The 26,292-nt window shown below is 69.9% G+C and carries 28 protein-coding genes; 11 read left to right on the forward strand and 17 right to left on the reverse strand.

Features of this window, described 5'->3' with window-relative positions; all coding sequences use genetic code 11:
* Nucleotides 1–117: 117 nt before the first annotated feature.
* Complete coding sequence (locus HHL28_RS11765; protein ID WP_404325630.1) at nucleotides 118–891, reverse strand: patatin-like phospholipase family protein; 774 nt, start codon at nucleotides 889–891, stop codon at nucleotides 118–120.
* Nucleotides 892–1,034: 143 nt separating this feature from the next.
* On the opposite strand from HHL28_RS11765, the gene HHL28_RS11770 reads away from it, so the two are divergent.
* Nucleotides 1,035–1,913 carry a sterol desaturase family protein gene (locus HHL28_RS11770; RefSeq protein WP_075769792.1) on the forward strand — a complete coding sequence of 293 codons (879 nt, stop codon included), beginning with the start codon at nucleotides 1,035–1,037 and terminating at the stop codon, nucleotides 1,911–1,913.
* 161 nt (nucleotides 1,914–2,074) lie between these two features.
* On the opposite strand, the gene HHL28_RS11775 is transcribed toward HHL28_RS11770, so the two are convergent.
* The 7 genes from HHL28_RS11775 to HHL28_RS11805 form a co-directional block, all read right to left on the reverse strand.
* Entirely contained in the window at nucleotides 2,075–3,277 is a 1,203-nt protein-coding gene (locus HHL28_RS11775; RefSeq protein ID WP_075769791.1) for a BaiN/RdsA family NAD(P)/FAD-dependent oxidoreductase, read from the reverse strand.
* Nucleotides 3,274–3,897, reverse strand: a complete 624-nt coding sequence (arfB, locus tag HHL28_RS11780; protein WP_404325632.1) for an alternative ribosome rescue aminoacyl-tRNA hydrolase ArfB — start codon at nucleotides 3,895–3,897, stop codon at nucleotides 3,274–3,276. Before arfB ends, HHL28_RS11775 begins: the two co-directional genes overlap by 4 nt.
* Nucleotides 3,897–4,274, reverse strand: coding sequence for a helix-turn-helix domain-containing protein (locus HHL28_RS11785; protein WP_075769789.1), 378 nt, complete (start codon nucleotides 4,272–4,274; stop codon nucleotides 3,897–3,899). Before HHL28_RS11785 ends, arfB begins: the two co-directional genes overlap by 1 nt.
* 18 nt (nucleotides 4,275–4,292) lie before the next feature.
* A complete protein-coding gene (locus tag HHL28_RS11790; protein ID WP_075769788.1) occupies nucleotides 4,293–4,595 on the reverse strand; it encodes a type II toxin-antitoxin system HigB family toxin in 303 nt (100 codons plus the stop codon).
* A gap of 41 nt (nucleotides 4,596–4,636) precedes the next feature.
* A complete protein-coding gene (locus tag HHL28_RS11795) occupies nucleotides 4,637–8,008 on the reverse strand; it encodes an error-prone DNA polymerase (RefSeq protein ID WP_075769787.1) in 3,372 nt (1,123 codons plus the stop codon).
* Between the two features lie 309 nt (nucleotides 8,009–8,317).
* Nucleotides 8,318–8,872 carry a DUF6504 family protein gene (locus HHL28_RS11800; protein WP_169655165.1) on the reverse strand — a complete coding sequence of 185 codons (555 nt, stop codon included), beginning with the start codon at nucleotides 8,870–8,872 and terminating at the stop codon, nucleotides 8,318–8,320.
* Nucleotides 8,865–10,169 (reverse strand): Y-family DNA polymerase, encoded by a 1,305-nt coding sequence (locus HHL28_RS11805; RefSeq protein WP_169655167.1) that lies wholly within the window; start codon nucleotides 10,167–10,169, stop codon nucleotides 8,865–8,867. The genes HHL28_RS11800 and HHL28_RS11805 overlap by 8 nt, the downstream gene beginning before the upstream one ends.
* A gap of 168 nt (nucleotides 10,170–10,337) precedes the next feature.
* On the opposite strand from HHL28_RS11805, the gene HHL28_RS11810 reads away from it, so the two are divergent.
* Nucleotides 10,338–10,487, forward strand: a complete 150-nt coding sequence (locus HHL28_RS11810; RefSeq protein ID WP_169655169.1) for a hypothetical protein — start codon at nucleotides 10,338–10,340, stop codon at nucleotides 10,485–10,487.
* Between the two features lie 82 nt (nucleotides 10,488–10,569).
* Here the strand turns inward: HHL28_RS11810 and HHL28_RS11815 are convergent, their stop codons facing one another.
* Nucleotides 10,570–11,034 carry a helix-turn-helix domain-containing protein gene (locus HHL28_RS11815; protein WP_075769785.1) on the reverse strand — a complete coding sequence of 155 codons (465 nt, stop codon included), beginning with the start codon at nucleotides 11,032–11,034 and terminating at the stop codon, nucleotides 10,570–10,572.
* Nucleotides 11,035–11,052: 18 nt separating this feature from the next.
* A complete protein-coding gene (locus HHL28_RS11820) occupies nucleotides 11,053–11,367 on the reverse strand; it encodes a hypothetical protein (RefSeq protein ID WP_169655171.1) in 315 nt (104 codons plus the stop codon).
* Nucleotides 11,368–11,690: 323 nt separating this feature from the next.
* Between HHL28_RS11820 and HHL28_RS11825 the strand changes: the two genes are divergently transcribed.
* Nucleotides 11,691–14,228 carry a cation:proton antiporter gene (locus tag HHL28_RS11825; RefSeq protein WP_075769783.1) on the forward strand — a complete coding sequence of 846 codons (2,538 nt, stop codon included), beginning with the start codon at nucleotides 11,691–11,693 and terminating at the stop codon, nucleotides 14,226–14,228.
* An 18-nt stretch (nucleotides 14,229–14,246) separates the two neighbouring features.
* Here HHL28_RS11825 and HHL28_RS11830 read toward each other — a convergent pair whose 3' ends face one another.
* From HHL28_RS11830 to HHL28_RS11855, 7 genes are read right to left on the reverse strand one after another with little or no spacing between them, the layout of a single operon-like run.
* The gene (locus HHL28_RS11830) at nucleotides 14,247–14,555 is read right to left on the reverse strand and encodes a type II toxin-antitoxin system RelE/ParE family toxin (RefSeq protein ID WP_075769782.1); all 309 of its coding nucleotides are present in this window, start codon (nucleotides 14,553–14,555) and stop codon (nucleotides 14,247–14,249) included.
* Nucleotides 14,556–14,801: a type II toxin-antitoxin system ParD family antitoxin gene (locus HHL28_RS11835; protein WP_075769781.1), complete on the reverse strand. Its 246-nt coding sequence runs from the start codon at nucleotides 14,799–14,801 to the stop codon at nucleotides 14,556–14,558.
* Between the two features lie 59 nt (nucleotides 14,802–14,860).
* Complete coding sequence (locus HHL28_RS11840; RefSeq protein ID WP_404325637.1) at nucleotides 14,861–15,871, reverse strand: sensor histidine kinase; 1,011 nt, start codon at nucleotides 15,869–15,871, stop codon at nucleotides 14,861–14,863.
* On the reverse strand, nucleotides 15,766–16,356 hold the full coding sequence (locus tag HHL28_RS18680; RefSeq protein WP_404325639.1) for a hypothetical protein: 591 nt from the start codon (nucleotides 16,354–16,356) through the stop codon (nucleotides 15,766–15,768). Before HHL28_RS18680 ends, HHL28_RS11840 begins: the two co-directional genes overlap by 106 nt.
* Nucleotides 16,357–16,394: 38 nt before the next feature.
* Nucleotides 16,395–17,273: a response regulator transcription factor gene (locus HHL28_RS11845; RefSeq protein ID WP_083698892.1), complete on the reverse strand. Its 879-nt coding sequence runs from the start codon at nucleotides 17,271–17,273 to the stop codon at nucleotides 16,395–16,397.
* On the reverse strand, nucleotides 17,212–17,499 hold the full coding sequence (locus HHL28_RS11850) for a hypothetical protein (RefSeq protein ID WP_169655173.1): 288 nt from the start codon (nucleotides 17,497–17,499) through the stop codon (nucleotides 17,212–17,214). Before HHL28_RS11850 ends, HHL28_RS11845 begins: the two co-directional genes overlap by 62 nt.
* Nucleotides 17,454–17,819, reverse strand: a complete 366-nt coding sequence (locus tag HHL28_RS11855) for a hypothetical protein (RefSeq protein WP_169655175.1) — start codon at nucleotides 17,817–17,819, stop codon at nucleotides 17,454–17,456. Before HHL28_RS11855 ends, HHL28_RS11850 begins: the two co-directional genes overlap by 46 nt.
* 793 nt (nucleotides 17,820–18,612) lie before the next feature.
* On the opposite strand from HHL28_RS11855, the gene HHL28_RS11860 reads away from it, so the two are divergent.
* From HHL28_RS11860 to HHL28_RS11895, 8 genes are all read left to right on the forward strand, one after another.
* On the forward strand, nucleotides 18,613–19,992 hold the full coding sequence (locus HHL28_RS11860; protein WP_169655177.1) for a hypothetical protein: 1,380 nt from the start codon (nucleotides 18,613–18,615) through the stop codon (nucleotides 19,990–19,992).
* A 106-nt stretch (nucleotides 19,993–20,098) separates the two neighbouring features.
* Entirely contained in the window at nucleotides 20,099–20,410 is a 312-nt protein-coding gene (locus tag HHL28_RS11865) for a phage holin family protein (protein ID WP_404325642.1), read from the forward strand.
* A 21-nt stretch (nucleotides 20,411–20,431) separates the two neighbouring features.
* Nucleotides 20,432–21,442 (forward strand): hypothetical protein, encoded by a 1,011-nt coding sequence (locus HHL28_RS11870; protein ID WP_075769776.1) that lies wholly within the window; start codon nucleotides 20,432–20,434, stop codon nucleotides 21,440–21,442.
* 358 nt (nucleotides 21,443–21,800) lie between these two features.
* Nucleotides 21,801–22,283: an SUF system Fe-S cluster assembly regulator gene (locus HHL28_RS11875; protein WP_075769775.1), complete on the forward strand. Its 483-nt coding sequence runs from the start codon at nucleotides 21,801–21,803 to the stop codon at nucleotides 22,281–22,283.
* 29 nt (nucleotides 22,284–22,312) lie between these two features.
* On the forward strand, nucleotides 22,313–23,794 hold the full coding sequence (gene sufB / locus HHL28_RS11880) for a Fe-S cluster assembly protein SufB (protein WP_075769774.1): 1,482 nt from the start codon (nucleotides 22,313–22,315) through the stop codon (nucleotides 23,792–23,794).
* A complete protein-coding gene (locus HHL28_RS11885) occupies nucleotides 23,794–24,633 on the forward strand; it encodes a GNAT family N-acetyltransferase (RefSeq protein ID WP_083698891.1) in 840 nt (279 codons plus the stop codon). Before sufB ends, HHL28_RS11885 begins: the two co-directional genes overlap by 1 nt.
* A 12-nt stretch (nucleotides 24,634–24,645) precedes the next feature.
* Nucleotides 24,646–25,404 (forward strand): Fe-S cluster assembly ATPase SufC, encoded by a 759-nt coding sequence (sufC, locus tag HHL28_RS11890; protein ID WP_449686628.1) that lies wholly within the window; start codon nucleotides 24,646–24,648, stop codon nucleotides 25,402–25,404.
* Nucleotides 25,405–25,418: 14 nt separating this feature from the next.
* Nucleotides 25,419–26,288 (forward strand): GNAT family N-acetyltransferase, encoded by an 870-nt coding sequence (locus HHL28_RS11895; protein ID WP_169655179.1) that lies wholly within the window; start codon nucleotides 25,419–25,421, stop codon nucleotides 26,286–26,288.
* Nucleotides 26,289–26,292 lie beyond the last annotated feature (4 nt).

Below are 26,292 nucleotides of genomic sequence, written 5' to 3' on the forward strand. Positions count from 1 at the left end.
GGTCGAAATCCAGGATGCCGATATGGCCGATGCGGGGCGTCAGCAGCACGTCCGGCGGCTCCCCCGCCAAGCGGCTGCGGGTGATCCGGTCCTGCATGATGTCGATGGAGCCGGCCATCACCTCCAGCACGTTGGGGGTGGGCTGCTTGGGTGACAGCATCTGGGCGGCCAGGAACTTGGTGCGTTCCCCCACCGTGGCGCCCAGGCGGCCGATGAACTGGGCCAGGGGCCGGGCGGCGGGCAGGACATTGTGGTGGGGGGCGATTCGGGTGTCGCGGCGTCCCCCTTGTCGGCCAGGGAGACGCTGACCGGTCCCAGGGTGGCCTTGGAGAAGCGGGGCAGCTGGGACAGGTCGCCGTTCAGGTTCACGGCGATGACGATGTCCGCCCCCATGGCCCGGCAAAGGGACACCGGCACCGGGTTCACCAGCGCCCCGTCCACCAGCCACATGTCCTTGTGGCGCACGGCAGGGAAAAGGCCGGGCATGGCGGCGGAGGCGCGCACCACATCCAGCAACGGCCCTTCCCGCAACCAGACCTCCCGCCCCGTGGCAAGGTCGGTGGCGATGGTGCCGAAGGGTTTGGACAGGCCCTCCACCGGCACGTCGGTGGCGGCGTTGCGGAACATCTCATAGGCCCGCTCCACCGTGACCAGGCCGCCGCGCTTGAAGGTGATGTCGATCAGCTTCAGCACGCCCAGCAGGCCCACGCGCTTGGCCCAGTCCTGGAGGTCATCCAGCTGCCCGGTCAGGTAGGCGCCGCCGACCACGGCGCCGACAGAGGTGCCGCAGACCACGTCCGGCGTCACGCCCATCTCTGACAAGGCGCGGATCACCCCGATATGGGCCCAGCCCCGCGCCGCGCCGCTGCCCAACGCCAACCCGATCTTCATGCTTTCCCCGTACTGACTGTGACGTGCGTCAACGCGCCCGCCCTCCGGCCTAGGCACCACTGCCGATGGTCGGGGGCACGGCCTTGCGCCCCTGCCCCGATCAGGGCAATAACCCTACTACGATTTCGGTGAAAGGAAGGCGCATGCGTGCCCTCGTCTCCCGCTTGGCATGGCCCGGACTGTTGAGCCTGTGCATCGCCGGCTATTGGGTGGGCTGGCAGGCCGGCCATGCCGTGCTGGCCTTCAACCTGACCTATTTCGGCCTGGCGCTCACCCTCCTGCTGCTGGAGCGGGCCATGCCATACGAGCAGGCGTGGATGGAGAGCGACGGGCAGTTGCTCAACGACATCGGGCACACCGCGCTGAACAAGGGCATCGGCCAGGCCTTGGCCGCCATGGCCGCCTTCGCCGGCGCCCATGCAGCCACCCCCGCCGCGGCCAGCGGGATCTGGCCATCGGACTGGCCCCTGGCCGCCCAGGTGGTGCTGGGGCTTGTCGTGGCGGAGTTCGGGCTTTATTGGGCCCACCGGCTGGCGCATGAGTGGCCGCTGGCCTGGCGCTGGCACGCTGTGCACCACGCGGTGACCAAGCTGTGGTTCGTCAACACCGGCCGGTTCCACTTCCTGGACAGCCTGTGGAAGACCAGCTTTGCCCTGGCCCTGGCCCTGCTGGTGGGGGCGCCGCGGGACGTGGTGCTGTGGGTGCTGGCCATCACCACCTATGTGGGCTTCCTGACCCACTGCAATGTGGACATGCGCAACGGCGCGCTGACCTGGGTCTTCAACACGCCGGAACTGCACCGCTGGCACCACAGCCGGGTGCCGGCGGAGGGGAACTCCAACTACGGGGAGAACCTGATCCTCTGGGACATGGTGTTCGGCACCCGCTACCTGCCGCCCCACCGGCCCCCGGTGAATGTGGGCTGCGACGACGCCGTGCCGACCGGCTTCCTGGCCCAACTCGCCTATCCGTTCAAGGGCTGGGGCAAGCGGGCGGAGGTGGCAAGGGAAGGGGCTGATTGAGGGGGGCCAAAGCATGCCATCAGCTTAGCTTTTGTTTCCCCTGCGAAAGCAGGGGCCCACAGTTCTTAATCCCTGAAGCGTCGAGAACCGGGTCAAAAGCCGTGGGCCCCTGCCTTCGCGGGGGAAACGGGTTCCCTTCGTGGAGAAGGAAGCCCCACCCCCTACGCCGCCATCCCCGCCGCGTAGCCGCTGCTCCAGGCCCACTGGAAGTTATAGCCCCCCAGCCAGCCGGTGACGTCCACCGCCTCCCCCACCGCGTACAGCCCGGGGACCGCCTTGGTCTCCATCGTCTTGGACGACAGGGCCGCCGTGTCGATGCCGCCCAGCATCACCTCCGCCGTGCGGTAGCCCTCGGTACCCTCAGGCTGCACGGTCCAGCCATGCAGGCGGGCGGCAACGGTGGCCAGGTCCGCGTCCCGCATGTCGGCCAGGGGGCGGCTCACCAGCGGCGCCTCGCCCAGGACAGGCGCCTCGAACAGCCGCTCGGCGAAGCGGCGGGGCAGCAGTTCGGCCAGCACGGTCTTCAGTTCCGCCCGCGGGCGGCTGCGCTTCAAGGCCTTGAGCGTGTCGGCCAGGGGCTGGTCGGGCGACAGGTCCACCGTGACCGGCATCCCCTCCCGCCAATAGCTGGAGATCTGGAGGACGGAAGGGCCGGACAGGCCGCGGTGGGTGATCAGCAGCGCTTCCCGGAATCCCACCCCATCACAGCGCACCGTGCCGTCCAGGGCGATGCCGGACAGGTCCTTGGTCCGGGCCAGGTCGTCAGGCCGGAAGGTAAAGGGCACCAGGGCCGGGCGCGGTTCCACGATGGGCAGGCCGAACTGCCGCGCCACGTCCAGGGCGAAGCCGGTGGCGCCCATCTTGGGGATGGACAGGCCTCCGGTGGCCAGCACCAGGCTGTCGCCGGTGAAGGTCCCGTGGCTGGTGGACAGGGTGAAGCCCCCCGGCTCGCCCCGCCCCACCGCCTGTACCTTGCATTCCAGCCGCAGCGCCACGCCCGCGTCGGCGCACTCGTCCAGCAGCATGGCGACGATGTCCTGGGCCGAGCGGTCGCAGAACAGCTGCCCCAGCTTCTTCTCGTGCCAGGGGATGCCATGCCGGTCCACCAGCGCGATGAAGTCGTGCTGGCTATGGCGCTTCAGGGCGGAGATGGCGAAGTGCGGGTTCTTGGAGATGAACCGCTTCGGGTCCGCATGCAGGTTGGTGAAGTTGCAGCGCCCGCCGCCGGAGATCAGGATCTTCTTCCCCGCCTTGTCAGCATGGTCCACCACCAGCACCCGCCGCCCCCGCCGGCCGGCGAAGATGGCCGCGTAGAGCCCGGCGGCGCCGGCGCCGATGATCAGCACGTCGAAATGGGTGGTCATGGGGACGGGGTCTGCCCTGGTCTTCCCTCTCCTGGGGAGAGGGTGGCGCGGGCGCCAGCCCGCGACGGGTGAGGGAGACGGGTTCGCGGGGACGATGGGGTTTGGCGGCGGTCTCCACGCCCACCTCCCTCACCCGCCCGCTGCCGCGGGCACCCTCTCCCCAGGGGAGAGGGATCATCGGCCCACCATATAGGCGAAGCCTCAGTCGAACTCCACCTTCCCCCGCATCTGCTTGACCTTCGCCCGCACGGCCTTGCCCTCCATGCGCTGCTGCTTGCTGGACCAGGTGGGGCGGGTGGGGCGGCGGGGGCTTGGCGCTCGGCGGCCTTGGCCAGGATGGCGACGAGGCGGGTGCGGGCGTCCTCCCGGTTCCGTTCCTGGCTGCGGAACTGCTGGGCGGTGATGATCAGCACCCCGTCGGCGGTCAGCCGCTTGCCCGCCACGGTGCGCACCCGCTCCTTCAGCCAGTCGGGCAAGGAGGGGGAGTTGGCCACGTCCAGCCGGAGCTGCACCGCCGTCTCCACCTTGTTGACATTCTGCCCCCCGGGCCCGCCGGCCCGCAGGAAACTCTCCTGCAACTCGGCCTCGTCCAGGGCGATGGCGGGGGTGATGGGGAGCATCAGTCAGGCCGGGTCTCGTAGGGGCGGATCAAGGTCTCCGCCGGGATTTTCCAGGCTTGGGATAGCTTCCAAGCCATGTCCATGGTCAAGCGGCGGCGGCGGCCAAGGATTTCCGTGGCGCGGGATTGGGAGCCCAGCAGGTCCGCCAGTTGGCCCCGCGTATAGCCGGCCTGCTCCATGCGTGCCTTGATGGCCTCCACCGGGTCCGGCGGGTCGATGGGCCAGCGGGCGGCTTCATAGGTGTCCACCAGGATGCCAAGCACCTCCAGCCTGTCATGCTCCGGGGTGCCCGGCTCCGCATCCCACAGCCGCCCGATCTCGGCCACGGCGGCGGCGTGCTCCTCGTCGGTGTGGATCGGCTTAACGGCATCGGTCATGGGCGATCTCCTGGCCCCTCAATACTGGTCGACGGTCAAGGCGTCGACCCGGTCATACTCGGCATGGGTGCCGATGAACTTGATGAAGGCGATGCGGGCGGTGAATTTGAACGCGACGATGAGCCTGTAGTTGCCGCCGCAGATCTCGAACCGCGCCCGCTCCCCGTTCAGCACCTTGGCCCGTGGATAGGCCCGCATCACGTCATCCATACGGGACCAATCGGCGGTCCGCGCCGTCTGGAACCATTCCTTCAGCGCCTGCTCCGTCTCCGGATGGCGGGTCCAGAACGCTTCCAGCGTGGCACGCTTGATGATGTTCATGGGCGCACTCTAACACGTTTCCCAAATTGGGAAAAGACTTCTCACCTGAAATTTCGCCCATCCGGGAATACCCTCGCCATCCGCTCGACCATCTCCCGTTCCCTGGGGTCCTTGCGCTTGTCGATCCCGGGGCGGCGGACCTCGTCGGCCCTGGCCATGGCGCCTTCCATGACCCGGGGCTGGAAGGCCTCGGGTTCTTCCGCCAAGCGGCGCAGGCTGGGGGTGAAGTCCTGGAGTTCCTCCACCCGCACATGGATGACGGGGGTCACGTCCTTGCCCGTGGCTACCACCCGCTCCACCCGGCCCAGGCAGAGCAGCAGGCGGCTGCCCAGCACCTGGCGGCGGTATTTCTCGAACAGGTCGGGCATGAGGACCAGGTTGGCCACGCCCGTCTCGTCCTCCACGGTGATGAACACCACGCCGCTGGCGCTGCCCGGCCGCTGGCGCACCAGGACGAGGCCGGCGACGGCGAGGCGCTTCTTGTCCGGCCAGGTCCACAGCTCTTCCGACCGCACCAGCGGGTGGCGGCGGGCCCGGGGGGCGTGGGCCTCCGCGATGCTGGCGCGCAGCAGGGCCAGCGGGTGGGTCTTCAGCGACAGGGACAGGGTGGCGTAATCCTCCACCACATGCTCCCCCACCGGCATGGCGGGCAGGTCCACAACCGGCTCCGGCCCGATGCCGCCGTCGGGAAGGCTGGCGAACAGGGGCAGGGGCGCCTCCCCCAGCGCCTCCACCGCCCACAGGGCCTGGCGTCGGTCCAGGCCCATGGAGCGGAAAGCGTCCGCCCGGGCCAGGTCCACCAGCGTCGCCATGGGCAGCCCCGCCCGCCGCCACAGGTCCCGCGGGTCGCGGAAGGGGCCATGCAGCGCGCGTTCCAGGGTGAGGCGGTCCATCTCCTCTTGGGCCAGGCCCTTGACCTGCCGGAAGCCGAGGCGGAGGGGGAGCGTGCCGTAGGTCGGATTAGGCGCGCCAGCGCCGTAATCCGACGCACCGGGGGCGGCCGATTGCCGTCGGATTACGCGGCGTCCGCCGCTAATCCGACCTACATCATCCTCCAACCGCGAATCCCAATCCGACAGGTTCACGTCCACCGCCCGCACCTCCACCCCGTGCTCCGCCGCGTCGCGCACGATCTGGGCGGGGGCGTAGAAGCCCATGGGTTGGCTGTTCAGCAGGGCGCAGGCGAAGACGTCCGGGTGGAAGCACTTGACCCAGGCGGAGACATAGACCAGCAGGGCGAAGCTGGCGGCGTGGCTTTCCGGGAAGCCGTAGGTGCCGAACCCCTCGATCTGCTTGAAGCAGCGCTCAGCGAAGTCCTGGGGGTAGTTGCGCTCCAGCATGCCGTTGATGAACTGCTCACGGAATCTGCTGACGTCGCCATACTTCTTGAACGTCGCCATGGCCCGGCGCAGCCGGTCGGCATCCTCCGGGCTGAAGCCGGCGGCGACGATGGCGATCTTCATGGCTTGTTCCTGGAACAGGGGCACGCCCAGGGTCTTGCCCAGCACCGCCTCCAACGCCGCGGAAGGGTAGGTTACCGGCTCGATCCCCTGGCGGCGGCGCAGGTAGGGGTGGACCATGTCGCCCTGGATGGGGCCGGGGCGGACGATGGCGACCTCGATCACCAGGTCATAAAACCTCCTCGGGCGCAGGCGGGGCAGCATGGTCATCTGCGCCCGGCTTTCCACCTGGAACACGCCCAGGCTGTCCGCCTTGCAGAGCATGTCGTAGACGGGCTTCTGCTCCGCCGGCACGCTGGCCAGGTCGTAGCGCCGGCCGTAATGCCGGTCGATCAGGTCGAAGGCCTTGCGGATGCAGGTCAGCATGCCCAAGGCCAGCACGTCCACCTTCAGCAGGTTCAGCGCCTCGATGTCGTCCTTGTCCCACTCGATGTTGGTGCGGCCCTCCATGCTGGCGTTCAGGATGGGCACCATCTCCGACAAAGGTCCGCGGGTGATCAGGAACCCGCCCACATGCTGGGAAAGGTGGCGGGGGAAGCCCACCAGCTCCTTCGCCAGCGCGATGGTCCGGTTCAGCAGGGGGTCGTCGGGGTCCAGCCCGGCTTGGCGGGCATGCTCCACGTCGATGCCCTCCTTTCCCCAACCCCAGACGGAGCCGGCCAGCCGGCCCACCATGTCCAGCGACAGGCCCATGGCCTTGCCCACTTCACGGATCGCGCCGCGGGCGCGGTAGCAGATCACCGTGGCGGCCAAGCCGGCCCGGTCGCGGCCGTATTTCCCATAGATGTATTGGATCACCTCCTCCCGCCGCTCATGCTCGAAATCCACGTCGATGTCCGGCGGCTCGTTCCGGGCGGCGGAGATGAAGCGCTCGAACAGCAGGCCCGAGCGCACCGGGTCGATGGAGGTGATGCCCAGGCAGTAGCAGACGGCGGAGTTGGCAGCGGAGCCGCGGCCCTGGCAGAGGATCTCCTGGCTGCGGGCGAAACGCACGATGTCATGCACCGTCAGGAAGAAGGGCGCGTACCTCATCTCCCCGATAAGGTTCAGCTCATGGCGAAGCTGGGCGGCCACGTCGTCCGGCACGCCGTCGGGATAACGGTCCGCCGCCCCTTCCCAGGTCAGCCGTTCCAGCACCGCCTGGGGGTCGCCGCCGGGGGCGACCTCCTCCGGGTATTCGTGGCGAAGCTCGTCCAGGTTGAAGCGGCAGGCCTCCGCGATCTCCATCGTGCGGGCCAGGGCGTCGGGATAGGCGGCGAACAGGCGGGCCATTTCCCGCGGATGCTTCAGGTGCCGCTCCGCGTTGGCGTTCAGCCGGAAACCCGCCGTCTGGATGGTCACCCCGTCCCGGATGCAGGTCATCACGTCCTGCAGGGGACGCCGGGCCGGGTGGTGGTACAGCACGTCGTTGGTGGCCACCGTGGGCACCCGGTGCCGGGCCGCCAACCCCGCCAGCCAGGCCAGCCGCCGCGCGTCGCTGCCCTGGTAGCGATGGGTCAGGGCCAGGTACAGGTCGCGACCGAAGCGGTGGCGGTAATCGGCCAAGTCCGCCTCGAAGCCCGCGTCCGCCTCCCAGGGCGGCAGCAGGACCAGCACCTGGCCCTGCGCGTGGTCGCGCACGTCGTCGCGGCCGATGAAGCATTCCCCCTTCGGCGCCCGCCGCTTGCCCAGGCTGAGCAGCCGCGACAGCCGCCCATAGGCGGCCCGGTCCCGCGGGAAGCACAGCAGGCCCGGCCCATCCGTCAGGTCCAGCCGCGCCCCCACCACCACCCGGAAGCCCGTCGTCTTCGCCGCCACATGCGCCCGCACCACCCCGGCCAGGGTGTTGCGGTCCGCCACCCCGATGGCCCGCATGCCCATGGAAGCGGCCGTCAGCACCAGCTCCTCCGCATGGCTGGCGCCCTCGAGGAAGCTGTAGTTGGTGGTGACCTGGAGTTCGGCGTAGGGGGTCATGCTTGCCCCTCACCCTTGTCAGCCTTCCGATCATCACAAGGGTCGAACCGTCGTACAGGCGTCCCCTCCCCCAGAGGGGCAGGGCTATCGCATATGAAAATCCCAAGTACGTTCCGTGCATTTGGAACCGCTCTTCGGATAGCGATTCTGCCCGGAACGCGCTTAGCAGAGTTCGATGTTTGCCGGGCGGAAGCGGGTCGAGCGCCATATGCGATAGCCCTGCCCCCTGGGGGAGGGGACGGTCGTACGGCGGTTCGGCCTACCAAAGTGCCGGAGTCATGACAGGAACGGGCGTGAGCCATAGTGCCCTCACCCCCACACGCCATGCAGGTACCAGGTCGGTGGCACCGGGTCGTCGAACAGGCCCAGGCGGTATAGCCAGAAGCGGCGGCCGCCCTGTTCTTCCACCCGGTAATAGTCGCGCAGGGCGGCGTCGGGCTGGTTCAGGCGGCGCCACCATTCGGGCGACAGCCGCTCCGGCCCCTCCGCCACGCGGACGCGGTAGGGCGTGCCGCGCCAAGTGAAACCGGCGGGTGGGGCGTCGGGGACCATGGCGGTCACCTGGATGGGTTCCGGCCGGCGCAGCAGGCGGACCGGGCGCGGCCGGTCGGCAGGCCAGGGGCGGGGCTCCCCGGCGGGGCTGTCCTCCTTGTCGGCGGGGGCATCCGCCGGGCGCAAATCCACCGCCCGCTCCGGCCACCAGCTTTCCCGCGGCAGGGGCCGGCGCACCTGGGCCAGACCCAGGCGGGAGCCGACCTGGTCCACCAGCTCCGGCACCGGCGGCGCCAGGGAGACCCGCCGCACCCGCACCGGCTTGGCCGGCCGCAGGGGCCCGGTCCAGGGCAGGGTGTTGAGGTCAGCCACCTTTCCCTCTCCCTGGGGAGAGGGGACAGTCGGCCTGCTTCCGGCACCCCCTCACCCCGACCCTCTCCCCGGGGGGAGAGGGGGATTTGTTGCTGCTACCACCTCCCTCACCCGTCCCGGCCTGTGGCCGGGCCACCCTCTCCCCAGGGAGAGGGAACCGCACCACGTTGGCCGGCGGGGCCGGGGGTTTCAGGGCGGCGGGGGGCAGGCTGGCCTGTTCCGGGTGGTAGTCGTCGGCCGCGGGCACGGTGAGGGCCATGACCTCGAAGCCGGGGCCGGGCTCCAGCGTGTCCAGCTTGGGCTCGAACAGGCGCAGCAGGTGGGCGGGGTCGCGGTTGGGGCGGCTGGTGCCGGCCTCCAGCAGCTGGGGCGGGGTGTCGATGCCGCCGTCCACCCGCCAGGCGGACAGGACCAGCCGGCGGGCCCCCTGCCCGGCCGCCTCCAGCCCCTTGCAAACCTGGGACAGCAGGTGCTGCAGGCAGCGGCGCATGTCCTCCGGCGTGCTGACGGGCTCGGCGAAGGCGAGGCGGGTGACATGGGGCGGCACGGCCCGGCGGGGGGACAGGGCCTCCTCCGCCGTCCCCAAGGCCTGGTCCAGCCGTTGCGCCACCAGGGGCCCGTAGCGCCCGGCCAGGGCGGCCCGCGGCACGGCGGCAAGGTTCCCCACCCGGCGCAGCCCCACCCGCTTCAGCCCGGACGCGGTGATGGCAGGCAGGCGCAGGGCGGCCACCGGCAGGGGTGCCAGCAGCAGCCCCTGGTCCCCCGGCGGGGCGATCAGGGGCCAGGGCTCCGGCCCGCCGAACCGCGCCAGGGCCCAGGCCGCGCCGGCCGTGTCGGCGATGGCGACGCGCGACTCCAGCCCCGCCCGCTCCAGCCGCAGGGCGAGGTCCTCCAGCAGTCCCGCCTCCCCCCCGAACAGGTGGGTGCAGCCGGTCACGTCCAGCCACAGCCCGCCGGCCCCCAGCACCACCTGCTCCGCCGGGTCGATGGCGGTCACGGGAGTATAGCGCTGGGCCCAGTCGCAGAGCCGGCCCAACGCCGCCGAATCGCCCGCCGGGTCCGCATCCGCCACCGCCAGCCCGGGTTCCAGCGCCCGGGCGTCGGCCAGGGGCAGGCCCGGCCCCACCCCGGCGGCCTGGGCCAGCCGGTCCGCGGCGGCCACGGTCAGCCGTCCCCGCTCCGCCGCCACGGCCACCAGCGGCCGGCCCGGGTCCGTGCCCAGGCGGCGTCGCAACCGGTCCGTGGCGAGGCACGGCAGCCAGAGCGACAGAATGCGGCGTGGACTGGCGGGCGACATGGCGCGGTACTTCCCCCTTTGGCCCCCTTGGCCCCCTCGGGACCCGAGCCTCAACAAGAACAGAACAAAACAAGAACATACCGCAAAAGGGGGAGAGTCAAGATGCCGCTGCCAAGGGAGGGGGCCGGCGCTGTTGGAGCATCACCAGAGGACGGAGGAGACAGCCGGATGCCCCCCACCCCACCCGACTCCAAGACCCCCGCCCGCCCACCGGAGGACAAGCTCGACCGTGGGGTGAAGGTCTTTTACCTGTGCATCATGGTCCTGCTGCTCTACGGCGTGACCCACTCCATCCTGCGCCTTCTGGGCAAGGCATAGGGGGGGCAGCCAACACCGGGCCAAGCTTGCGGATACATGCACGGCCACGCACAGGGGACCGGGCCCGGCGCTGGCATGGCCATCAGGCCTCGGTCACGGCCCACTGGCCTTTGCCGGTGCCTGTCGCGATCAGGGCGCCAACATCATCCCGGATGGCAGAGACTTGGCGGGCCGTCTCCGTGAAGGGCTGCCGCTCACCGACATGCTCGAGGAAGATCTGGCGTAGGGCCCTGTCTTCGGTGGGCGGGATGCTGGTCTTGGACTTCTCCCACCGGGCGACGGACTGGGCGTCCTTGCCCAGGAGGGTACCCAACTCCTCCTGGGTCATGTCCATCAGGCCCCGCAGGAACCGCACCTCCTGCCCCGTCAGGTGCCGCCGGCGCCGAATGATGACGAGGGCAATGGCCCGGTCCAGGGCCGTCGCGTTCTCGACCATGACCGCGGGGCCATGGGCCGTCTCCTCCCGCGTGAAGCCGGTGGACAGCCAGACATAATCCAAGCCGCTTTCCAGGTAATGGTGCCGGTCCGCGCCAACCGCTTTCGCCATGATCCCTGCTTCCCCAGCCTATGCGCGTCCCGGCTTCACCCACTCGTAGCCGGTGATCACCAGGATTTTCCGTTCGACGACCAAGACCCCGGCAACCTCGTGCGCCTCACCGGTCCGGAACCGCCGCATGGTGAACTTCCACCCGTTCGGCTCCCGCAGGTCGGGCACAGGACCCTCGACGACCGAGCCGTGGATCAGGCAACGCTTGATCTGTTCCCGCGTCAGGGGCTGTTTCCCGGCACCGGGGTTCCGTACCATCGCGTGGGCCGTCAAGGCGATCCGGTCCACCTCTGCCAGGAACCTGATATGGGCCTCGGCCTTCTTGCGGTCCATGATCACCTGTCACGATGATAGGCTGAGCGGCGGCGGTGATCAAGGGCTCTTCACCATGGCAGCCCAAGCCCCATACCTATCCCAGAGTATCGTAATCCGTGTGCTGCAGGCTACTTTCACGGCGATTGTTCCCAGCCGTCCTTCCCGGGCATGTCTGACCGGGGGCAAGACGGCCTCCCCTGAAAGCCGCCCCCTGCCCCATGCGGGCCACAATGGTGGGGCTTGTCTGGCTGCCGCTTGCCGCGGCCGGGGCGGGGGAATAGCTTTTCCCCGTCGCGCGGCCACCATGGGCGCGTGACACCGAAGGAAGGGCAGACCGCCGGATGGACAGCCTCGTCTACACCCTGTTCGCCGTCGCCGGCCTGCTGGTCCTGGTCAGCCTGCTGCCCCCGCTGGCCCAACGGCTTCGGCTGCCCTACACGGTGCTTCTGGCGGCCACGGGGGTGGGCATCGGCACCCTGCTGCACGTGGCCGGCCGGTCGGCGGAGGCAGGCGGTTTCGGCTTCGCGGGGGATTTCCTGGTGGCGGTGGGGGAGCTGGACCTCAGCTCCCAGGCCTTCCTCTACATCTTCCTGCCGGTCCTGCTGTTCGAGGCGGCGTTGAGCGTGGACGTGCGCCGCCTGATGGACGACCTCGGGCCGGTATTGCTGCTGGCCGTGGTGGCGGTGCTGATGTGCACGGCCCTGGCGGGGCTGGCCATGTACGGGGTCTGGGGCCTGTGGCACGGGGAGGCGACGGGCACGGCCCTGGTGGTCTGCTTCCTGCTGGCCAGCATCATCGCCACCACGGACCCGGCGGCGGTGGTGGGCATCTTCCGCGACATCGGCGCGCCCCGCCGCCTCTCCATCCTGGTGGAGGGGGAGAGCCTGTTCAACGACGCGGCGGCCATCGTGCTGTTCACCCTGCTGCTGGGCATGCTGACCGCCGGCGGCAGCATGGACCCGGTGGCGGCGGGCGGGGACTTCCTGGTGAAGTTCGCCGGCGGGCTGGCGGTGGGCTGGGGCCTGGGCAAGGCCATCGGCTGGCTGGTGACCCCCATGCGCAACCAGGCCCAGTCGGAGATCACCCTGACCGTGGCGCTGGCCTACCTGGCCTTCATCATCGGCGAGCATTACCTGGGCGTCTCAGGCGTGGTGGCCGTGGTCACGGCGGCCCTGGTCATGGCGGGGGAAGGCCGCACCCGCATCAGCCCGGAAAGCTGGGAAGGGCTGGAGAATGTCTGGTCCCAATTGGGTTTCTGGGCCAACAGCCTGATCTTCCTGCTGGCCTCCATGCTGATCCCGCCCACCCTGCTGAACGCCACCTGGGGCCACCTGATCATGCTGGCGGCGCTGATCCTGGGCGCGACGGCGGCCCGGGCCCTCGTCATCTTCGGCCTGATCCCCGGGCTGACGGCCCTGGGGGCCGCGGACAGGATCTCCGGCGCTTACAAGACCGTGATGTTGTGGGGCGGCCTGCGGGGCGCCGTGTCCCTGGCCCTGGCGCTGGCCGTGTCTGAGAACCGGCGCGTGCCGGACGACATCCAGGACATGGTCGCGGTGGTGGTCACCGGCTTCGTCCTGTTCACCCTGTTCGTCCAGGGCACCACCCTGCGCCCGCTGATGCGGCTGTTCCGGCTGGACCGGCTGACCCCGGTGGAGCTGGCCCTGCGCAACCGCGTGCTGGGCCTGTCCCTGTCCGACGTGCGGCAGGAGGTGGAGCGCATCGCCCGCGACTTCCGCATGGACCCGGAACCAGCCCTTGAGCCCTTGCTGGACCGGGGCGCCGGCCTGGCCCAGGAACAGCTCGACCTGGACAGCATGGGCGCGTTGAGCGCCGAGGACCGGGTCTATATCGGCCTGTCCACCCTGGCCCGGCGGGAGGAGGAGCTGTACCTGGGCTATTTCCGCGATGGCGTCATCTCCCGCCTGACGGTGCAGAGCCTGGGGGCGGCGGTGGGCCGGTTGCAGGACGGGGTGAAGACCCGTGGCCGCAAGGGCTATGAGGCGGCGGCCCGCTCCATCCTCCGCTTCGGCCCGGGCATGCGGACCCGGCTGTGGCTGCACCGTCGGCTGGGGCTGGAGCGGCCGCTGGCCAACGGGTTGTCGGAGCGCTTCGCCGAGCTGGCCGTGCAGCGCTTCGCCCTGCAACAGCTCCTGCATTTCACCAGCCAGCGCCTGTCGCCCCTGCTGGGCAGGGACACGGCCACCACCCTGCATGAGCTGCTGGCCGCCCGGTTGGCGGCGGTGGAGGAGGCCATGGCCGCCCTGCGCCTGCAATACCCGGCCTATCTGCGGGAGCTGGAGGCCCGGTACCTGGTGCGGGCGGGCCTGCGCTTCGAGGAGCGCACCCTGCAGGAGCTGTTCGAGGAGACGCTGATCAGCCGGGAGATCCTGCGCGACCTGTCCCGCGAACTGAACCAGCGGCGCCGCAACGCCGAGCAGCCGCCCAGGCTGGACCTGGGCCTGTCCACCCAGGAGCTGGTGGCCAAGGTGCCCCTGTTCGCCGGCCTGGCGCCGGAGCGGGTGAAGCGGATCGAGCGGCTGCTGAAGCCCCGGCTCTATGTCCCGGGGGAACTGGTGGTGCGCAAGGGCGACCGGGGCGACGCCATGTATTTCATCTCCTCCGGCGCGGTGGCGGTGCGGCTGCCGGGGCTGAGCACGCCGGTGCGGCTGGGCTCGGGCGAGTTCTTCGGGGAGATGGCGCTGGTCCTGGACCAGCCCCGCAACGCCGACGTGGAGGCCATCGCCTATTGCCAGCTCCTGGTGCTGGACCGCCGCGACTTCCGTCGCCTTTATGAGGAAGACGCGGAGGTGAAGGCCCACATCGACGCCACCGTCGCCCGGCGGCAGGCGCCCGTCCCGGCCGCGCCGGCGGCGTGAGGGCCCTTCATGGGGAAATCATACGTCGTCGAAACTTAATGGGCCGATGTCCCGGTGGCGCTCCACGACTTTGACGATCTCGACCGTGTCGGCGAGATAGCGGAAGTAGATCACGTACTCCTTGACCGGGAAGCTGCGCAGATCAGGTCGCAACTCGGGTCGTGACCGCCCAAGCTTCATCGGGAGCTTGGCGAATTTCTCACATTTGGCTTGCAGCTGCCGGACGAAGCGGCTGCCGATGTCGGAGCTTCCGCTCTGCTGGGAAATATATACTTGTATTCCGCGCAGGTCGCGTCTTGCCGCCGCGCTGTAGACGAGCCGCCGCACTCAGTAGCCCTGGGCCCGAAGTTCAGCCGCGGTCTCCTCGATCATCGCGGAGATATCCTCGTCGGAGTATTCGCCCCCCTCCGCGATGGCGGCATCGATCTCCGCCCGCAGGGCCTGGAGCTTGGCTTCCCGCTCCTCCACCAGCCGCAGCCCCTCGCGGACCACTTCGCTGGCAGAGCCGTAGCGGCCCTCCTTCACGACGCTGTCGATGAATTTTTCCCAGCGCTCGCCGACGGACACGTTCATGGGTCGCCTCCTGCTATGGCCATGTTAGGTCGATAACAGGAAATGCGCAATCTATGGCATCACCCTGGCAGGCGAATGCGCATGGACAGGCCTCCGGCCGGGCGGTTGGCGGCTTCCACCCTGCCGCCGATGGCCTCCACGTTGCGGCGGACGATCCAGAGGCCGATGCCGTAGTGGGGCATGCCGTCGTCGCCCCCGCCCTGCACCGCCACGGCCTGCCCGCCACCATTCCGCTGGCTGAAGTAGCGCTCGAAGATCTTGTCCAGGTTGGCCGGGTCCACCCCCGGCCCCTCGTCGTCCACGGCCAGGAACACGGCCCCGTCCGCCCGCTTCAGGCTGACGCGCAGGATGCTTTCCGGCGGGGAGAAGCTGAGCGCGTTGTCCACGATGTTCTCGATCACCGTCTCCAGCAGGTCCTCGCCGGCCCGGACCACCACATGGGGCTCGATGCGGCTGGCCAGGTCCACGCCCCGCTCCTCCATCAGCCCGCGGTAGCCCAGCAGCACCCGCTCCAACAGGGCCGACAGGTCCACGCGCTGGCGCGGCGGCTCCAGCAGGTCGGCGGTGGTCTCGTCCATGCGGCGGGCGAAGCTGACCAGCCCGTCCAGCCGCTCCACCGAGCCCTCGATCATCTCCACGGCGCGGCGGGCGCGGCTCTCCTCCGGCGGCAGCAGGCGCTTCAGCGGCTCCAGGCTCTGGCGGATGACGGCGATGGGGGTCTTGAAGGCGTGGGCGTTGTCCTCCGCCGCGCGGCGGAGGTTGGCGGCGGAGTTGTGCAGCGTGCCCACCAGACGGTCGAAATCCTCCGCCACCGGCTGCAACTCCGGCACCGTGTTCTGGGCCACGAAGCTGCCGGCGGGGCCGCGGTGCAGGACCATGTCCCGGGCCAACTCGCCGAAGCGGCGCAGGTTGCGCCAGATCTCCAGCAGCAGCAGCATGACCAGCGCCGCCATGGCCACATAGATCAGCCCGGCGGCCTGCACCTCCGGGCTGTGCCAATAGGGCTTGCCCGCCCCCTGGCCGAGGTAGGAGGCGGCGGCGTGGGACGTGACGATGGCCCAGCAGCCCATGGGCGTCTTGATGGGGTGATGCTGGTCAGCAGGTCCAGCCCCTCCCCGTCCGCATGGGGCACGGGGATGGCCAGCGGCTGGTCGCCGGCGCAGGAACCGCCCAGGCGCTGGAGCACCCCCTGCTCGATCAGCCGCTCCCGCTCCAGGTCCAGCATGGCGGTGGGGACCACCGGGGCGGAGGCCACGTAGAAGAACGCCTCGCCGTTGCCCGCGGCCGCGGTGGCCGGGCGCAGCAGCAGGCGCACGTTGGTGTGGGCGTCGGCATAGGGTTGCAGCCGGTCGCCCAGCCGTACCAGGGACTTGGCGTCCACCCCCGCCAGCAGCGGCTCCAGCGCCCGGGCCACAAGCTGGCCCTGCTGCTGCGCGCTGCGCAACAGCAGGAGCTGCTTCTCGCTGTCCGCGGCGCGGAACTGCTCGTAGATCAGCACCGGGACGGCAAGGAAGACCAGCAGGACGACCACCAGCCGGCTGGCCAGGGACCGCATCAGCCAGTGTGTCGCCCGCCGTCCTGTCGGGCCGGCCGTCATGCACGCTCGCGGCCGGGGCCGCCCGTCATCTCACCGGGGTGCCGGTCCGACCAGCGGTAGCCGAAGCCCGGGTAGTTCTCGATCTCGTCGAAGGCGTTGTCCACGGCACGGAACTTGTGCCGGATGCGCTTGATGAAGGCGCGGACGTTGGCGCGGTAGCCAGCGGGGCCGTAGCCGGCCACGAAGTCCTTGCCGTGCACCAGGTCATAGAGGTCGCGGTAGGACACGTCCTCCCCGGCCTTGGTGGCCATCAGGCGGACGATGTTGAACTCGGTCAGGGTCAGGTCGATGCGGGTGCCGCCCCAGAAGGCACGGGCGACCTCCAGCCGAAGCTCCAGCGCGCCGCGGCGGAAGATGGTGCCGCCGGCCCCGGCCCGGTCCTGGGCAGCGCTGGCGCCCACCGCGCTCGCCACCGCCAGCGCCGGGTCCTCGCCGCCGGGCTTGCGGCCCTGGACGATCAGCTGCATGCGCTTCAGCAGGATGGGCAGGCTGCGGGACTTCTCCACGAAGTCGACGGCACCGCCGCCCAGCGCCGCCTCCTCATAGATCTGGTCCGACAGCACGGTCAGGAAGATCACCGGCACGTCGATGTTGCGGGCGCGGAGCTGGCGCAGGGTCTCGATGCCGTCCATGCGGGGCATGCGCCAGTCCAGCAGGATCAGGTCCGCCGTGCCGCCGCCCGCGAAGTACTCCAGGGCCGATTGGCCGCGGTCGAAGGGCAGCACCTCGTAGCCCTCGTCCGACAGGTTCAGGCCCAGGGACTCCCGGAACAGGTCGTCGTCATCGACCAGGGCGACGCGGGCGACGGGCGGGTCATTGGCCAGCCGGTCGCCAGGCTTTTGCGACGAGTTCGGCAAGACATTGCTGATCGACATCGGGTTGCTCGTCCGTGCTGGATAGTTCGTAGGAAAGGGTCCGGAAGCTGCGCGTCGTCATGTCCATGAACAGGTGGACGCGGAGCTGGCACCGGCTGCTGGCGTATTGCCAGGTCTTGGCCGGCGGGTTCTCCTCGACCCGGGCGGGGCTCCCTAACAGGCGGAAGGTCTCTTGCTCAGTCAGGCCCACCAGCCCGGCCGGGTCGAAGCGCGGGGCCTCGTCCACGGCGGGCGGGGGACCGGGGCGGGCAGCACCGCCACCTGGGCCTCCACCGGCCGCTTGGCGGCAGCAGGCTTGGCCGGGGGCGGGGTGGGCTTGGTCTTGGGGATCGGCGTCTCGGGCACCGAGGGCGGCACCACCCGCGCCACGGCCGGCTTCCGCACGGCCGTGGGCTTCACCGGCTGCCGGTCGGCACAGGCCACCAGCAACATCGCCGCCAGCAGCAGGGCGACGACGCAGGCCAACAGCCCGTCCGTCCCCTGGGCCGCCAACGGGCCCGCGGCGGCGCGGGGCACGGAGACCTGGCGGTCGCCTTGTCCCATCATCCCCGCGTTTTCCACCAGATGGACCACCGGCCCGCTCCCCTTGGCTCTGCCCTGCCTGCATTTGGACCGGAGCCGAAAAAGGTTGGCCCGGATGCCAAAAACAGGCTGCTTACCGCACGCTTTCTGAGGCCAAAAAATGGCCGGGATGGTGAAGGACGGGTTAAAAAAACCTGGCCTACCCCTTCTTCGCGGACACCATCCTTCGGGCGTGACAAATAAGGGGTAGAGCAGGTCGTTTTGTGACCGGAAAGGGACGGTAACGGCATCGTCACGGGTACGCAACGAGATCATGCCTGACCCGCCGAATGGCTGGCCGGTTCGATTTCAAAGCATCGCCGGAGGGGGTGCCCGGAACGGAAGACGGCGGGCCACGCCCTCGGCATGGTCCGCCGCTCCACGGCCGTTTGGCCTCAGCCGGATGGGCACAAGCCGTGTCGCGTCACGGGGGACGGAGGCTTTGCCGCGATAAATCCGGCCGTTAGTCCGACAGGCCCCACGGGTGCCGGTCGGCGCCGCTGTCAGGAGTGGCTGTCGAGCCCGTCTCCATGGGCAGAGCGTGCGCCCCCCGGCCCCACGGGTCAATTGCCGGGTCGGCATGGCGCGCCGGGCCGCCCATCCCCTCAGGGCATGACATGGTTAACGGCAGTTGAACAGACCCCACGCGTCGGACTGCATTAGGGAACGATGTCCTTTTCTCCTTGTTGAAATGCCCGAACTCGCCGGCTGTGACCGGCAAGCCCGGCCCGGGCCCCGCCCGTGGCCGGTACCATCCAAAAATGCGAGGAGGCCAGGAATGGCGATGGGCGACACCACCGGCTCCGGGCCGCAGGGCAGCGCCGACCAGCAGGGCCAGTTCTCCGACGTGGCCAACCAGGTCAAGGGGCAGGCCCGCGACATGGGCGAGCAGTTCGTGGACGCGGCGCGTGAGCGGGTTCGCGACACCTTCGAGCGGCAGCAGGGCGTCGTGGCGGAGCAGATCGCCGGCGTCGCCGACGCGCTGCGGGAGGCCGCGGAACAGTTGAGCGGCCGCAACCAGGGCATCGGCGCCAACTATGTGCGCGGCGCCGCCGACCGGGTGGAGCGCTTCGCCGACCAGGTCCGCACCCGCGACTTCGACGAGCTGATCGACCAGACCGAGACCTTCGCCCGCCGCCAGCCGGAGCTGTTCGTGGGTGGCGCGGTCCTCCTCGGCGTGGCCCTCGGCCGCTTCCTGAAGGCGTCCAGCAACCGCCGCCAGGTGCAGAACGACGTCTACAGCGAGGCCTCCCGCCAGTCCTATTCCTCCGGCGGCTCCCGTTCCTCCTACGGGGCGGAGCAGGGCTTCGGCGGCTATGCCGGGCTGGACGACGACATGGACGACCAGTCCAACTACAACCAGTCCAGCTTCGGCGGCGCCCGCACCGGCAGCCGCACGGGCCGCGGCTACGGCTCGGCCTCGCGCATGTCGGCCGACTATTACCGGGGTGACCGGGCCCGCGGCGGCGGCGCCTCCTACAACGAGGACACCGTCACCCAGTATGGCTCCTCCGGCGGCATGGACGACCTCAGCCGCCAGATGCGCACCACCTCCAGCACCACGGACATCAACCGCACCGGCAGCCAGCGGCCGCAGAGCGCCTCCATGGGCGGCGGGGCCGGCGGCTATGGCACGGCTGCGGGCGGGACGGGTGCCGGGGGTCTGGGCGACACGGGCAGCGCGGCCGGGACGCCTGGCTCCGTCGGGGTCGGCATGGGCGCGGGCAAGGCGGGTGCCTTCGGCGGCACCGGCAGCGCCTCCCCCACCGGTTCCACCACCACGACCGCCGGCATGACCGCGGGCAGCCCCGTCACCTCTGGCAGCGCGGGCGGCAGCGGTGCCAACCGCACCCCCTCGGAAAGCGCCCTGGGTACCCATGGCGTGGGCGGCAGCAGCACAGGCAGCGCCGGCAGCCTGACTGGCGGTTCCACCATCTCCGGCAGCAACACCGGCCGCTCCGACCTGGGCATGGGCAACCAGTCCAGCGGTGAGACGCGCAGCACGGCCGCCACCTCCTCCACCGGGGCCAGCACCTCAGCCAGCCCGGAGGGAAACTTCCGGAACCCGACGGGGGACAAGGCCAGCACCGCCTCCACCAGCGCCACCGACGGGGCGAAGCGGGAGGGGACGGGCTCCAGCACCGGGGGGAAGGCATGACCGCCTATGAGCCGGGACCGGGGGGCGCGCCCCCCGGGAGGAGAAGCCGCTGACCTCGCTCCTGGCGGATCTGGCCAACGAGACCACCTCCCTTGTCCGCAAGGAGGTGGAGCTGGCCAAGGCCGAACTGTCGGAGAAGGCCACGGAAGCGGGCAAGGGCGTCGCCAGCCTCGCCATCGGCGGTGCGGTGGCGTTCTGCGGGCTGCTGGTGCTGCTGGCAGCCCTGGTGCTGGTGCTGGACACCTTCCTGCCGTCCTGGGCCGCGGCCCTGGTCGTGGGCGTGGTGGTCCTGGGCATCGGCTTCGTGATGATCCAGTCCGGCCGCAAGAAGCTGTCGGCCACCAGCCTGCAGCCCACCCGCACCATCGAGACCGTCAAGGACGACGCGCGCTGGGCCAAGACCCAGATCAGCCAGTAACGGCGACAGGAGGAGAGCCCCATGTCTTACACGTCCGATAATCGCCGGACCGGCTACGGCCAGGGATACGGCGACGCCGACACGCTGGACGACGCCTACGGGCAGGCCTATGGCGACAGCTATGCCGGTTACCAGAGCCTGTCCGACGTGCAGCGGCACGACAGCGGCGATGGCGGCTTCTTCGGCGGCAATGGCTGGATGCTGGCCCTGGGCGGCGTGGCGCTGGGCGCCCTGCTGTTCACCCAGGCCCGCAAGACCGAGACCTATGACCAGGCCGCCGACTGGGCAGCCCGGCGGACCCGGGGCGTACGGCGGAGCGTGTCCCAGCGGGCCGGGAGCCTGAAGGACGAGGCCACCAGCCGCTTCCGCGGCTCCAGCGACGACCAGGACGCCACGGCGGCGGGCTATGACCGCATCGCCGACTATGACGCCCGCAGCGACTATGCGGCCTATGGTGAGTCCGCCTACGACCGCGAGACCACCAGCTATGGCGGCGGCAGCTCCTACGGCAGCACCAGCGGTTATGGCACCGGGTCCGCATCCGGCAGCTATTCCTCCGGGTCCGGCAGCAGCTCGCTGATGGATCGCAGCCGGGGCATGCTGCAAGGGGCGGGCAGCCGCGCCTCCGACATGTCCAGCGGCTTCTGGGAGATGGTGGACGAGCACCCGATGGCCGTGGGCTTCATGGGTCTGGCCCTGGGTGCCGCCATCGGCGCCACCCTGCCGGCGACCCGCATGGAAGACCAGTGGCTGGGCGATTACCGCGACCAGCTGATGGACGAGGCCTGGAGCCAGGGCCGGGAGCAGTTCGACCGGGCCAGCCAGGCGGCCCGTGAGGCGGCCCAGGCCGGCGTGCAGGCGGTGCGGGAGAAAGTGGGCGAGGCGTCGTCCGACCAGGGCGGTTCCAATGGCGGGGCCTCCTCCGGCACCGCCGCGTCCGCGGGGACGTCGGGGACCAGCACGGGCATGGGCTCCACCCTCGCCACCGGCACGGCCTCCGGCGCCACCACAGGCGGGGCGGCGACGCGCTGAGCGGGCCGACTAGGACGTAGGATCGGGGGCGGCGCCGCAGGGTGCCGCCCCCTTTTCCGTTCTGATCGGACCCACTTAACCAATCTGATTGACCATCACCCCGGCGGAAGCCGGGGCCCAGGAGCCCGAGCACATCGCCCGTGAACCTGGGTCCCGACTTTCGTCGGGATGACAGAAGATTGGGAAAAGGGAAGCAAGAACGGGGTGGATTTTCCCTTCCCTCCCCTTTCGATCCGCGCTATCGCATGCCGCCCGCGCCGGGGATGCATGGCCTAAGTTCCTTACCGGCTTGACGAAACCCGGGGATGGACCACCTAATGCGTACCAGATTGGTACGGATTAAGGGGTTGGCGGGCGCATGCTGCGGCTCAGCAAGCTGACGGATTACGCGGTGGTGGTGCTGGCAGCGTTGGCGGAGCCGCCGGCGCGCGCCGGCGCCCTGCACACCGCCACCTCGCTGGCTGACCGCACGGGGCTGCCGGTGCCCACGGTGCAGAAGCTGCTGAAGCAATTGGCCAAGGCCGGCCTGGTGCAGTCGCACCGGGGTGCCGCGGGGGGCTATGGCCTGTCCCGCGGGGCCGACCGGGTGACCGTGGCCCAGATCGTGGAGGCCATCGACGGCCCCATCGCCCTGACCGATTGCGTGGACGGGGCCAGCGGCGCCTGCGGGGTGGAGAGCCTGTGCAGCCGCCGGGGCACCTGGGACAAGGTCAACCAGGCGGTGCGCCGGGCCCTGGATGACGTGACGTTGGCAGACATGGCGGCCGACATGGCCGCGCACTCGCCATTCGGGTTCGAGCCGCCGCGGGCCCCTGCCCCTGGCGCCGCCCTGGCGGGTTGAGACGGGATTCGAAGGGAAGGGACAAGGCCATGGCCGCGACGGAACAGACCCTGGACACGGTCCGCGAACTGACCGAGCAGAAGTACAAGTACGGCTTCTTCACCGACATCGAGTCGGAGATGGCGCCCAAGGGCCTGTCTGAGGACATCGTCCGCTTCATCTCCGCCAAGAAGAACGAGCCGGAGTGGCTGCTGGAGTGGCGGCTGAAGGCCTACCGGCACTGGCTGACCATGCCCACGCCGGACTGGTCGATGCTGAAGTACCCGCCCATCGACTACCAGGACGCCTACTACTACGCCGCGCCCAAGGTGAAGGAAGGCCCGAAGTCCCTTGACGAGGTGGACCCGGAGCTGCTGCGCACCTATGAGAAGCTGGGCATCCCGCTGAAGGAGCAGGCCATCCTGGCCGGGGTGGAGGGCGCCGGCGACACGCCCGCCATCGCGGTGGACGCCGTGTTCGACAGCGTGTCCGTGGCCACCACCTTCAAGAAGAAGCTGGAGGAGAAGGGCATCATCTTCTGCTCCATCTCCGAGGCGATCCGGGAGCACCCGGAGCTGGTGCGTCAGTACCTGGGCTCCGTCGTGCCCTATTCGGACAACTATTACGCCACGCTGAACTGCGCGGTCTTCACGGACGGCAGCTTCGTCTACATCCCCAAGGGCGTGCGCTGCCCGATGGAGCTGTCCACCTATTTCCGCATCAACGCCAAGAACACCGGCCAGTTCGAGCGCACCCTGATCATCGCCGACGAGGGGTCCTACGTCAGCTACCTGGAGGGCTGCACCGCCCCGCAGCGTGACGAGAACCAGCTCCACGCCGCGGTGGTGGAGCTGGTGGCCCTGGACAATGCCACCATCAAGTACAGCACCGTGCAGAACTGGTACCCCGGCGACGAGAACGGCAAGGGCGGCATCTACAACTTCGTCACCAAGCGCGCCGCCTGCCGCGGGAAGAACAGCAAGGTGTCGTGGACGCAGGTGGAGACGGGCTCCGCCATCACCTGGAAGTACCCGAGCTGCATCCTGCAGGGCGACAACTCGGTGGGGGAGTTCTACTCCGTCGCCATCACCAACAACATGCAGCAGGCCGACACCGGCACGAAGATGATCCACATCGGGAAGAACACCCGGTCCACGATCGTCTCCAAGGGCATCTCCGCCGGCAAGGCGCAGAACACCTACCGCGGGCTGGTGCGCATCCTGCCCAAGGCGGAGGGTGCGCGGAATCACACCCAGTGCGACAGCCTGCTGATCGGCGACAAGTGCGGCGCCCACACGGTGCCCTACATCGAGAGCAAGAACCGCACGGCGCGCGTCGAGCATGAGGCCACCACGGCCAAGATCAGCGAGGACCAGCTCTTCTACTGCCGCCAGCGCGGCCTGTCGGAGGAGGACGCGGTCAGCCTGATCGTCAACGGCTTCTGCAAGGAGGTCCTGAAGGAGCTCCCCATGGAGTTCGCCGTGGAGGCCCAGAAGCTGGTGGCCATCAGCCTCGAGGGGAGCGTGGGGTGATGCAGGGCTTCCGCCCCCTCGACCCGGACCTGGACGCGGCCCGCGCCATCGCCTGGGCGCGGGAGACGACCATCCTGGGCTTCGGCGACGAGTCGCGGTTCGTGCGCGACTTCGGGGCCGATGGGGCGGGGTTCGCGGACTGGTTACGCGACAAGCTGGCGGCCGACCCGGACTGTGCCGCCATCGTCGAGGTGGGCGGGGCGTCCGTGGGCATGGTGGTGCTGGGGAGGGTCGAGGGCCAGCCTAGCCTGGGGTACGTCCACCAGGTCTACCTGGATCCGGATCACCGCGGCCTCGGCCTTGGCAAGCGGCTGGAGGCCTGGGCCTGCGACCGGCTGCGGGCGGCAGGGTTCGCCCGGGCGCGGCTGAGCGTCGGGGTGCGCAATACGGCGGCCATCCGCTTCTATGAACGGCAGGGCTGGGCCGATGCCGGCCCCCGCCCCGGCAACCCCGAGGCGCGCTACATGGAGAAGGGGCTGGACACGGTCACCCTCTATCGCCCGGTCGGCCAGGCGGAGCACGACTTGGTCGCGGCCAGCGACTTCCGGGCCTTCCCGCCGCGCCTGCCGGAGCAGCCGATCTTCTACCCGGTGCTGGACCGGGACTACGCGGAGCAGATCGCCCGCGACTGGAACGCGAGGGAGCCCACCGGCGTGGGCTACGTGACCCGGTTCGAGGTCGGCGCCGACTTCCTGGCCGCCTACGCGGTGCAGGTGGTCGGGGGCTGGCAGCACCGGGAGTACTGGATACCCGCCGAGGACTTGCCGGCCTTCAACGCCGCCATCCACGGCCAGATCGAGGTCGTCGCGGCCTTCCACGCCACGCCGCAGGACGCTTAGGGAAACGGAACGATGTCACTGCTTGAGATCAAGAACCTGCACGCCACCGTGGACGGCAAGGAGATCCTCAAGGGGATCGACCTGACCGTGGAGGCCGGGAAGGTGCATGCCATCATGGGCCCCAACGGGTCCGGCAAGAGCACCCTGTCCTATGTGCTGGCGGGGCGGGAGGGGTATGAGGTGACGGAGGGCACGGCCACCTTCGCCGGGCAGGACCTGCTGGCCATGGAGCCGGAGGAGCGCGCGGCGGCCGGCCTGTTCCTGGCCTTCCAGTACCCGGTGGAGATCCCCGGCGTCAGCAACACCACCTTCCTGAAGGAGGCGCTGAACGCCGTCCGCAAGACCCGCGGCGAGGGCCCGCTGGACGCGATGCAGTTCCTGAAGCTGATCCGCGCCCGGGCCAAGGACCTCAACATGACCGAGGACATGATCAAGCGCGCGGTCAATGTGGGCTTCAGCGGCGGCGAGAAGAAGCGGAACGAGGCCCTGCAGATGGCCGTGCTCCAGCCCCGCCTCGCCATCCTGGATGAGACGGACAGCGGCCTGGACATCGACGCCCTGCGCATCGTGGCGGAGGGGGTGAACAAGCTGCGCAGCCCCGACCGCGGCATGCTGGTCATCACCCACTACCAGCGCCTGCTGGACTACATCGTGCCGGACGTGGTGCACGTGCTGGCCCATGGCCGCATCCAGAAGACGGGCGGCAAGGAGCTGGCCCAGGAGCTGGAGGCCAAGGGCTATGCCGAGTTCGGCGTGAACGAGGCGGCCTGAGGCGGATGATGGCCTTGCCCCCTGACATCAGCATCACGGTGGAACTCGGGGCGGACCTGCACACGTCCGCGTCCGAAACGGTTCTGGCCGGGCTGATGGCCTATAACGCGGCCAAGCTTCCCATGCCGGAATCGCGCTTCGCCGTGCTGGCCCGGGACGTGGAGACCGATGAGGTGCAGGCCGGCATCTCCATCGTCCTGTACAAGGGCGAGGCGGAGAGCTTCTGGGCCGGCTGGTCCGTCCCGGAGGCGGAGGGCGGCCCCGCCCTGCCCGCCGTACTGGCCTTCACGGAGCGGGACCTGGCCCGGCGCGGCGCCCGGGTGCTGCGCTGCTACAGCCGCGCCCATGATGACCGCGCCCCCTATCTGGCCGGCGGATACCGGGACACGGCGCGGGTGCGCGACCATATCCGCGGCGGCGACTTCGTCGTTTTCAGCAAGGCCCTGGGGGGCGAGGCGGCGCCCCTGCCCGCCACCCTGGCCTTTGAGCTGCGGGAGCCCCTGTCCCGCCCACTGGCCAAATATGTCTGGCGCCAGACCGACCAGCGCCGCCAGCGCCGGCTGGGCGTGCCCGTCCGCTGGGCCAGCGCCTATGTGCGCCAGGGCGGTGCCGTGAAGGGCGGCGCCCTGTGCTATGCCGCGGGCGACGACTTCATGGTGGACATGGTCTGGCTGGACGACAGCCTTCGCGGCACCGGTACCGGCTACGCCATGCTGGACGCGGCCCTTCAGGCCGGCCGGGCCATGGGCTGCACCCGCGCGGGCGTGGAGACCATGGACTGCCAGGCCCCGCGCTTCTACCCCAAGCTGGGCTTCCAGCCCATCGCCCACCTGCCCAGCGACGTGCCGGGCATGGGCATGACCTTCTTCCAGATGCGGCTCTGACGCC

It is taken from the genome of Aerophototrophica crusticola (assembly GCF_012913305.1).
GTDB lineage: Bacteria > Pseudomonadota > Alphaproteobacteria > Azospirillales > Azospirillaceae > Niveispirillum > Niveispirillum crusticola.

Bases quoted from the DNA above. Each gene is read 5' to 3' on its own strand.
- HHL28_RS11765 (WP_404325630.1), bottom strand. From the start codon at position 891: ATGAAGATCGGGTTGGCGTTGGGCAGCGGCGCGGCGCGGGGCTGGGCC.
- HHL28_RS11770 (WP_075769792.1), top strand. From the start codon at position 1,035: ATGCGTGCCCTCGTCTCCCGCTTGGCATGGCCCGGACTGTTGAGCCTG.
- HHL28_RS11775 (WP_075769791.1), bottom strand. From the start codon at position 3,277: ATGACCACCCATTTCGACGTGCTGATCATCGGCGCCGGCGCCGCCGGG.
- arfB (WP_404325632.1), bottom strand. From the start codon at position 3,897: ATGCTCCCCATCACCCCCGCCATCGCCCTGGACGAGGCCGAGTTGCAG.
- HHL28_RS11785 (WP_075769789.1), bottom strand. From the start codon at position 4,274: ATGACCGATGCCGTTAAGCCGATCCACACCGACGAGGAGCACGCCGCC.
- HHL28_RS11790 (WP_075769788.1), bottom strand. From the start codon at position 4,595: ATGAACATCATCAAGCGTGCCACGCTGGAAGCGTTCTGGACCCGCCAT.
- HHL28_RS11795 (WP_075769787.1), bottom strand. From the start codon at position 8,008: ATGACCCCCTACGCCGAACTCCAGGTCACCACCAACTACAGCTTCCTC.
- HHL28_RS11805 (WP_169655167.1), bottom strand. From the start codon at position 10,169: ATGTCGCCCGCCAGTCCACGCCGCATTCTGTCGCTCTGGCTGCCGTGC.
- HHL28_RS11810 (WP_169655169.1), top strand. From the start codon at position 10,338: ATGCCCCCCACCCCACCCGACTCCAAGACCCCCGCCCGCCCACCGGAG.
- HHL28_RS11815 (WP_075769785.1), bottom strand. From the start codon at position 11,034: ATGGCGAAAGCGGTTGGCGCGGACCGGCACCATTACCTGGAAAGCGGC.
- HHL28_RS11820 (WP_169655171.1), bottom strand. From the start codon at position 11,367: ATGGACCGCAAGAAGGCCGAGGCCCATATCAGGTTCCTGGCAGAGGTG.
- HHL28_RS11825 (WP_075769783.1), top strand. From the start codon at position 11,691: ATGGACAGCCTCGTCTACACCCTGTTCGCCGTCGCCGGCCTGCTGGTC.
- HHL28_RS11835 (WP_075769781.1), bottom strand. From the start codon at position 14,801: ATGAACGTGTCCGTCGGCGAGCGCTGGGAAAAATTCATCGACAGCGTC.
- HHL28_RS11840 (WP_404325637.1), bottom strand. From the start codon at position 15,871: ATGGGCTGCTGGGCCATCGTCACGTCCCACGCCGCCGCCTCCTACCTC.
- HHL28_RS18680 (WP_404325639.1), bottom strand. From the start codon at position 16,356: ATGCGGTCCCTGGCCAGCCGGCTGGTGGTCGTCCTGCTGGTCTTCCTT.
- HHL28_RS11845 (WP_083698892.1), bottom strand. From the start codon at position 17,273: ATGTCGATCAGCAATGTCTTGCCGAACTCGTCGCAAAAGCCTGGCGAC.
- HHL28_RS11855 (WP_169655175.1), bottom strand. From the start codon at position 17,819: ATGATGGGACAAGGCGACCGCCAGGTCTCCGTGCCCCGCGCCGCCGCG.
- HHL28_RS11860 (WP_169655177.1), top strand. From the start codon at position 18,613: ATGGCGATGGGCGACACCACCGGCTCCGGGCCGCAGGGCAGCGCCGAC.
- HHL28_RS11870 (WP_075769776.1), top strand. From the start codon at position 20,432: ATGTCTTACACGTCCGATAATCGCCGGACCGGCTACGGCCAGGGATAC.
- HHL28_RS11875 (WP_075769775.1), top strand. From the start codon at position 21,801: ATGCTGCGGCTCAGCAAGCTGACGGATTACGCGGTGGTGGTGCTGGCA.
- sufB (WP_075769774.1), top strand. From the start codon at position 22,313: ATGGCCGCGACGGAACAGACCCTGGACACGGTCCGCGAACTGACCGAG.
- HHL28_RS11885 (WP_083698891.1), top strand. From the start codon at position 23,794: ATGCAGGGCTTCCGCCCCCTCGACCCGGACCTGGACGCGGCCCGCGCC.
- sufC (WP_449686628.1), top strand. From the start codon at position 24,646: ATGTCACTGCTTGAGATCAAGAACCTGCACGCCACCGTGGACGGCAAG.